Genomic DNA, 7,241 nt, shown 5'->3' with positions numbered 1-7,241 from the left:
GCGGGCAGCGCTTCGGTGGCGACGGCCTCGACCACCGGGCCGGCCTCGCCGCCGCAGAGCTCGAGCACGAGGCGGGTGGCGCGCTCCAGCGCGCTGCGCGCGAGCTCGGGGTCGACGCCGCGCTCGAAGCGGTGCGAGGCATCCGAGCCGAAGCCGTAGCCGCGCGCGCGGCCGGCGATCGCGTCGGGCGCGAAGAAGGCGCTCTCGAGGAAGACCTCGGTGGTGTCGAGGGTGATGCCGCTGTCCTCGCCGCCCATGATGCCGGCGAGCGCGAGCGCGCGCGCCTCGTCGGCGATCAGCAGGGTGTCGGCCGCCGGGGTCACGGTCTGTTCGTTGAGCAGCAGCACCTGCTCGCCCGCGCGCGGCAGGCGTACATGGATGGCGCCCTGCAGCCTGGCGTTGTCGAAGGCGTGCAGCGGCTGGCCGAGCTCGAGCATGACGTAGTTGGTGATGTCGACCAGCGCGCTGATCGAGCGGACGCCGCTGCGCACCAGGCGGCGCACCATCCAGTCGGGAGTCGCAGCGCGCGCGTCCACGCCACGCAGGATGCGGCCGCAGTAGCGCGGACAGGCTTGCGGCGCATCCAGCACGATGTCGCGGCGCGTATCGATCGAAGGCGAAACCGGTTCGATCGCGAGCGCACGGAACTCGCCGCCGGTGATCGCCGCGACCTCGCGCGCCACGCCGGTCAGGCTCAGGCAGTCGGCGCGGTTGGGGGTCAGCTTGATCGTGAACAGGGTGTCGTCCAGGCCGAGGTAGGCGCGGATGTCGGTGCCCACCGGCGCGTCCTCGGGCAGCGCGTAGAGGCCGGAGTGGTCCTCGGAGAAACCGAGCTCGCGCGCCGAGCACAGCATGCCGAAGGACTCGACGCCGCGCAGCTTGGCCTTCTTGATCTCGAACTCATCGGGCAGCACCGCGCCGACCACCGCGCACGGCACCTTCATGCCGGCGGCGGCATTGGGCGCGCCGCAGACGATCTGCAGCAGCTCGCCGGTGCCGGCGTCGACCTTGCAGAGCTTGAGCTTGTCGGCGTTGGGGTGCTTCTCGGCCTCGACGATCTTCGCCACCACGACGCCACGGAAGGCGGGCGCGGCAGGTTCGGCCTCCTCGACCTCGAGGCCGGCCATGGTCAGCAGATGGCCGAGTCCGGCGCTGTCCAGTTGCGGATCGACGAAGGTCCGCAGCCACTGTTCTGAGAATTGCATGATTCGATTACCCGGATTGCGTGGTAGGGCGCAACTTGTGCGAAGCCGCTCAGCGGAACTGGCCGAGGAAGCGCAGGTCGCCCTCGAAGAACAGGCGCAGGTCGTTTACGCCATAGCGCAGCATGGTAAGGCGGTCCGGCCCCATGCCGAAGGCGAAGCCGGTGTAGCGCTCGGGGTCGATGCCGCCGAAGCGCAGCACGTTGGGGTGCACCACGCCGCAGCCGGCGATCTCCAGCCAGCGCCCCTCGAGCGCGCCGCTCATGAAGGCGACGTCGATCTCGGCCGAAGGCTCGGTGAAGGGGAAGAAGGACGGGCGGAAGCGCACCTGCAGGTCGTCAGTCTCGAAGAAGCGGCGCAGGAAGTCGGCGATCACGCCCTTGAGGTCGGCGAAGCTCACCGTCTCGCCCACCCACAGGCCCTCGACCTGGTGGAACATCGGCGAGTGGGTGGCGTCCGAGTCGACGCGGAAGACACGCCCCGGCGCGATGATGCGCAGGTCGGGCATGGCGTCGGCGTCGCGGTGGCGCTCGACGTGGGCCTGCATGGCGCGGATCTGCACCGGGCTGGTGTGGGTGCGCAGCAGCACGTCGTCGTGGCCTTCGAGGTAGAAGGTGTCGTGCATCGAGCGCGCCGGGTGGTTCTCGGGCGTGTTGAGCGCGGTGAAGTTGTGCCAGTCGGTCTCGATCTCGGGGCCGTCGGCGACCACGAAGCCGATCGAGCCGAACAGGCGCTCGACGCGCTCGAGGGTGCGGCTCACCGGGTGCAGGCCGCCCTGGACGCCACCGCGCCCGGGCAGGGTGACGTCGAGCGCCTCGGCCGCGAGCTGGGCGAGCAGCGCGGCTTCTCGCAGTGCGTTGCGGCGGCCCTCGAGCGCGGCCTCGATCGCGGTCTTGGCGGCGTTGATCGCGGCGCCCGCCTCGCGGCGCGCCTCGGGCTCGAGCTTGCCGAGCGCCTTCAGGCGCTCGGTGAGCGCGCCGGCCTTGCCTAGATAGCGCGCCTTGGCCTGTTCGAGCTGCGCGCCGTCGGCCGCGCCGGCGAATTCGGCGGCGGCCTGTTGTACCAGTTGATCGAGCTGTTCCATGTCCCTGCCCTGGCGGAATGCGGTGTTGCGGGATGAGCGCCGCGGGGCGCGCCGCTCATCGGGAATTCGGGGGTCCGGTCACGGCGCCCGCCGGGCGCCGGGAATCCAGAAAAAAAAAGGAGGCCAGGCCTCCTTTTTTTTGGCTGCGCGCGATTACGCAGCGAGTTTGGCCCGGGCCTGCTCGGCAATCGCGGCGAACGCCGGCTTGTCGAACACGGCAAGGTCGGCCAGCACCTTGCGATCGATCTCGATCGCGGCCTTCTTGAGGCCGTTCATGAACACGCTGTAGGTCAGGCCCAGTTCGCGTGCGGCGGCGTTGATACGCGCGATCCACAGGGTGCGGAACTGGCGCTTGCGCTGACGACGGTCGCGGTAGGCGTACTGACCCGCCTTCATCACCGCCTGCTTGGCGATGCGATAGACGTTCTTGCGGCGGCCACGGTAACCCTTGGCCTGGGAGAGGACTTTCTTGTGACGGGCGCGGGCGGTTACACCACGTTTGACTCGGGGCATTGCGGTCTCCTATCAGGCGTACGGAAGCATGGCGCGGATCAGCTTTTCATCTGCCGCATGCACTTCGGTCATGCCGCGCAGGTGACGCTTCACCTTCGTCGTCTTCTTGGTCAGGATGTGGCGCTTGAACGCCTGGGACCGCTTGATCCCGCCGCTGGAGCGGACCTTGAAGCGCTTCTTCGCTCCGCTCTTGGTCTTCATCTTGGGCATTGCTGAGACTCCATGTTTTTGGATGACACCAGGTAGCGCCGAAAAGCCCGGCGCGTTTTGTTACCCGGCACCACTTGTTTTCCGCCGGAGGAAAATCCCTTCCCGCGGTCTCGCCCCTCGCGGGGCAATTTCAGAAAGAAGCTCAGTGCTTCTTCTTCGGCGCGATGATCATGATCATCTGGCGCCCTTCCATCTTGGGCATCTGCTCGACCTGACCGAGCTCCTCGAGGTCCGCCTTGACGCGCTCGAGTTGGCGCAGGCCGAACTCCTGGTGCGCCATCTCGCGTCCGCGGAAGCGCAAGGTGACCTTGCACTTGTCGCCCTCTTCCAGGAAGCGCTTGAGGTTGCGCAGCTTGATCTGGTAGTCGTTCTCGTCGGTGCCGGGGCGGAGCTTGACCTCCTTGACCTGCACCTGCTTCTGCTTGAGTCGGGCTTCGTGGGCCTTCTTCTGTTCCTGATACTTGAACTTGCCGAAATCCATCAGCCTGCACACCGGCGGCACGGCCATCGGTGCGATTTCGACCAGATCCAGCCCGGCTTCTTCGGCCATGTTGAGGGCTGCGTTCAGGGACACGATTCCGAGCTGCTCGCCTTCTTCGCCGACCAGCCGGAGCTCGGGCGCGTTGATCTCCCTATTTACGCGCTGCTTCTTATCTTGAGCGATGGTTCAACTCTCCACGAAAACCACAAAATCAGACCGTGCCGGCTTTCGCTTCGACTTCGCGACGCCAGCGTTCGATCAGCGAATCGAGGGACATTTGGCCAAGATCCTGGCCGCCTCGGGCACGCACGGCCACCAGGCCAGCCGCCTTTTCCTTCTCGCCGATAACGATCTGGTAGGGCAGCTTCTGTACGCTATGTTCTCGAATTTTATAGTTAATCTTCTCGTTGCGCAAATCCGCTTCGACACGGAAGCCGGCCTTCTTCAGCCTCACCACGGCCTCCTCGGCATATTCGGCCTGGCCCTCGGAGATGTTCATCACCACCGCCTGCACCGGGGCGAGCCACAAGGGCATGGCGCCGGCGTGATGCTCGATCAGGATGCCGATGAAGCGCTCCAGCGACCCGAGGATGGCGCGGTGCAGCATCACCGGGATCTTCTTGGTGTTGTCCTCGTCGACATACTCGGCACCGAGGCGCACCGGCAGGTTGAAGTCGAGCTGCAGCGTGCCGCACTGCCACACGCGACCCAGGCAGTCCTTGAGCGAGAACTCGATCTTCGGGCCGTAGAAGGCCCCCTCGCCCGGCTGCAGCTCGTAGTGCAGCCCCTGCGCGTCGAGCGCGGCGGCGAGCGCCGCCTCGGCGGCGTCCCACTGTTCGTCGGTGCCGACACGCTTCTCGGGGCGGGTCGACAGCTTCACCTGCACGTCGGTGAAGCCGAAGTCCAGATAGACCTGCTGCAACAGGCGAATGAACTCGGCGGATTCGACCTGCACCTGGCTCTCGGCGCAGAAGATGTGCGCGTCGTCCTGCACGAAGTTGCGCACCCGCATGATGCCGTGCAGCGAACCCGAGGGCTCGTTGCGATGACAGGAGCCGAACTCGGCCATGCGCAGCGGAAGGTCGCGGTAGCTCTTGAGACCCTGGTTGAAGATCTGGATGTGGCACGGGCAGTTCATCGGCTTGACCGCGTAGTCGCGCTTCTCGGACTGCGTGGTGAACATCAGGTCGGAATACATGCCCCAGTGGCCCGACTTTTCCCACAGCGAGCGGTCGACGATCTGCGGCGTCTTCACTTCCTGGTAGCCGTGCTCGCCGATCGTGCGGCGCAGGTACTGCTCGACCTGCTGCCACAGCGTCCACCCCTTGGCGTGCCAGAACACCATGCCCGGCGCCTCGTCCTGGATGTGGAAGAGATCGAGCAGGCGGCCGAGCTTGCGGTGGTCGCGCTTCTCGGCCTCCTCGATCATGTGCAGGTAGGCGTCGAGCTCGTCCTTCTTCGTCCACGCCGTGCCATACACGCGCTGCAGCATCTCGTTCTTCGAGTCGCCTCGCCAGTAGGCGCCGGCGAGCTTCATGAGCTTGAAGACCTTGAGCTTGCCGGTCGAGGGCACGTGCGGGCCGCGGCACAGGTCGATGAAGTCGCCCTGGCGGTACAGCGACACGTCCTCGCCTGCGGGGATCGAGGCGATGATCTCGGCCTTGTAGTGCTCGCCGATGCCCTTGAAGAAGTCCACCGCCTTGTCGCGCGGCCACACCTCGCGATGCACGGGAATCTCGCGCTTGGCGATCTCGGCCATGCGCTGCTCGATCGCCTGCAGGTCCTCGGGGGTAAAGGGGCGCTTGTACGAGAAGTCGTAGTAGAAGCCGTTGTCGATCACCGGCCCAATCGTCACCTGGGCGTCGGGGAAGAGCTCCTTCACCGCGTGTGCGAGCAGGTGGGCCGTAGAGTGGCGGATGATCTCGAGCCCTTCGGCGTTCTTGTCGGTGACGATGGCGAGATCGGCGTCCGCCTCGAAGCGATGCGAGAGATCGACCAGCTTCCCGTCGCTGCGGCCGGCGATCGCCGCCTTTGCGAGGCCGGCACCGATCGAGGCCGCAACCTCGGCGACGGTCACCGGATGGTCGAAGCTGCGCACGGAACCGTCGGGAAGCGTGATGTTGGGCATGGCTGAAGCCTCGGACTGTGGTCCGCTCCGCGCGAGACAGGAGGGACAGGAGAAATCGGGGAAACGCGATCGGGAAAACGTGGACGAAAAAAAAGCGCGGTCTTGGCGCGCTTTTTTCTCTTAGCAGACAAGCGGAGCCGACCTGTTCAGTTTCCGGCCTGAGTGGTAGTTCGGAACATGACTTTTCGACTCCATAATCCTGGTAGGCGCGATTGGATTCGAACCAACGACCCCCACCATGTCAAGGTGGTGCTCTAACCAACTGAGCTACGCGCCTGCTGAAGTCCCGCATTATAGACACCACAAGGAACTTGTCAAAGTTTTTTTGCAGCCAAGCGGGACGGCATCACTTCTTGAGGCGCGTCACCACGAAAAGGATCACCACCGCGCCGACGACCGCGCCGAGGAAACCCGCTCCCTGGTTCGCATGATAGATGCCCAGTGCCTGGCCGCCGTAGGTGGCGACCAACGAGCCGGCGATGCCGAGCAGCGAGGTCATGATGATGCCGAGGCCGTCCTTGCCCGGGTGCAGCAGGCGCGCGACGAAGCCGACGATGAGGCCGATGAGTATGGTTCCGATGATGCCCATGTTGCTCTCCTGTAAGGGAATGGGGATGGAGCAGACGCCGCGCCGCTCAGCCCTGCGGCCAGGCGTCGAGGAACTGCTTCCAGTGCGGTGCGTCGATGCGGCCGAGCGCCTCGCGCACCGTCGCCACCTCCGCCGCCCACGCGGCGGCGTCGAGATGCCCACGCATGCGCTCGAAGCGCAGGTAGACGAGGTAGGTGTTGACGACGTCGGTCTCGCAGTAGTCGCGGATCTCGGCGATCCGCCCCTCCTGCCAGGCCTGCCAGACCGCCGAACCGTCCATGCCGAGCTTGCCGGGATAGCCCATGAGCTTGGCGAGATCGTCGAGCGGCGCGCTGGCGCGCGGCTGGTAGAGCGCCAGCAAGTCCATCAGGTCCAGATGACGGCTATGGTAGCGGCTGATGTAGTTGTTCCACTTGAAGTCGCGCGAGTCGTGGTAGTCGCCCTCGCCCTGGTCCCAGTAGCGCGGCGCCGCGACCCCGTGCAGCATGCCGCGGTAGTGCAGCACTGGCAGGTCGAAGCCGCCGCCGTTCCACGACACGATCTGCGGCGAGTAGCGCTCGATGCCGTCGAAGAAGCGCTGGATGATCTCGCCCTCGCCGCTCTCGGGCTCGGACAGCGAGAACACGCGGAAGTGTTGCGCGTCGCGCAGCACGCAGGAGATCGCCACCACGCGCTGCAGGTGGTGCGGCAGGAAGTCGTTGCCGTGGCTGGCGCGGCGCTGCTGGAAGGCCCACTCCGCGACCTCGTAGTCGGACAGTCCGGCAGGCAGGTTCTCGATCGCGCGGATGCCGGCGACGTCGGGAATGGTTTCGATGTCGAAGACGAGGACGGGCATCATTTCCTCGACCACGAGGCGCCCTGCTGCACCCACCAGCCCGGCTGGGCGCGGTCGACCCAGCGCTGCGCGAAGGTGCGCCGCACCTCGGCCTCCCACTCGGGGTGGCCGTTGGCGCGCGCGATCTCGCGATAGAGCGCGGCGCGGTCGGCGTTCTCGGCGGCGACCGCGGCGTTGGCCTGGGCGCGCTGGGCGAGCG

The 7,241-nt window shown here is 66.3% G+C and carries 9 protein-coding genes and 1 tRNA gene; all 10 read right to left on the bottom strand.

What is annotated here, in order from left to right; all coding sequences use genetic code 11:
- Nucleotides 1-1,205 (bottom strand): phenylalanine--tRNA ligase subunit beta (pheT, locus tag C667_RS18285; protein WP_004374377.1); only part of this gene is annotated, 1,205 nt, incomplete at its 3' end.
- Nucleotides 1,206-1,254: 49 nt separating this feature from the next.
- Complete coding sequence (gene pheS / locus C667_RS18280) at nt 1,255-2,286, bottom strand: phenylalanine--tRNA ligase subunit alpha (RefSeq protein ID WP_004374375.1); 1,032 nt, start codon at nt 2,284-2,286, stop codon at nt 1,255-1,257.
- A gap of 153 nt (nt 2,287-2,439) precedes the next feature.
- Nucleotides 2,440-2,799, bottom strand: a complete 360-nt coding sequence (gene rplT / locus C667_RS18275) for a 50S ribosomal protein L20 (protein WP_004299089.1) — start codon at nt 2,797-2,799, stop codon at nt 2,440-2,442.
- Between the two features lie 12 nt (nt 2,800-2,811).
- On the bottom strand, nt 2,812-3,009 hold the full coding sequence (rpmI, locus tag C667_RS18270; RefSeq protein ID WP_004299086.1) for a 50S ribosomal protein L35: 198 nt from the start codon (nt 3,007-3,009) through the stop codon (nt 2,812-2,814).
- Nucleotides 3,010-3,151: 142 nt separating this feature from the next.
- Complete coding sequence (infC, locus tag C667_RS18265) at nt 3,152-3,673, bottom strand: translation initiation factor IF-3 (RefSeq protein ID WP_083881358.1); 522 nt, start codon at nt 3,671-3,673, stop codon at nt 3,152-3,154.
- A gap of 28 nt (nt 3,674-3,701) precedes the next feature.
- On the bottom strand, nt 3,702-5,618 hold the full coding sequence (gene thrS / locus C667_RS18260) for a threonine--tRNA ligase (protein WP_004374367.1): 1,917 nt from the start codon (nt 5,616-5,618) through the stop codon (nt 3,702-3,704).
- 200 nt (nt 5,619-5,818) lie between these two features.
- A tRNA-Val gene (locus C667_RS18255) sits at nt 5,819-5,895 on the bottom strand.
- Between the two features lie 69 nt (nt 5,896-5,964).
- Complete coding sequence (locus tag C667_RS18250) at nt 5,965-6,207, bottom strand: GlsB/YeaQ/YmgE family stress response membrane protein (protein ID WP_004374365.1); 243 nt, start codon at nt 6,205-6,207, stop codon at nt 5,965-5,967.
- 46 nt (nt 6,208-6,253) lie between these two features.
- On the bottom strand, nt 6,254-7,045 hold the full coding sequence (locus tag C667_RS18245) for a 3'-5' exonuclease (protein ID WP_004374356.1): 792 nt from the start codon (nt 7,043-7,045) through the stop codon (nt 6,254-6,256).
- On the bottom strand, nt 7,042-7,241 hold a 200-nt coding region (locus C667_RS18240; RefSeq protein WP_004374350.1), incomplete at its 5' end, for a DUF1318 domain-containing protein. The genes C667_RS18245 and C667_RS18240, both read right to left, overlap by 4 nt.

This window comes from Thauera phenylacetica B4P (assembly GCF_000310225.1).
Lineage (GTDB): Bacteria > Pseudomonadota > Gammaproteobacteria > Burkholderiales > Rhodocyclaceae > Thauera > Thauera phenylacetica.
This window is presented reverse-complemented; position numbering and strand designations above follow the sequence as displayed.

Bases quoted from the DNA above. Each gene is read 5' to 3' on its own strand.
- rplT (WP_004299089.1), bottom strand. From the start codon at position 2,799: ATGCCCCGAGTCAAACGTGGTGTAACCGCCCGCGCCCGTCACAAGAAA.
- thrS (WP_004374367.1), bottom strand. From the start codon at position 5,618: ATGCCCAACATCACGCTTCCCGACGGTTCCGTGCGCAGCTTCGACCAT.
- C667_RS18245 (WP_004374356.1), bottom strand. From the start codon at position 7,045: ATGATGCCCGTCCTCGTCTTCGACATCGAAACCATTCCCGACGTCGCC.
- rpmI (WP_004299086.1), bottom strand. From the start codon at position 3,009: ATGCCCAAGATGAAGACCAAGAGCGGAGCGAAGAAGCGCTTCAAGGTC.
- C667_RS18250 (WP_004374365.1), bottom strand. From the start codon at position 6,207: ATGGGCATCATCGGAACCATACTCATCGGCCTCATCGTCGGCTTCGTC.
- pheS (WP_004374375.1), bottom strand. From the start codon at position 2,286: ATGGAACAGCTCGATCAACTGGTACAACAGGCCGCCGCCGAATTCGCC.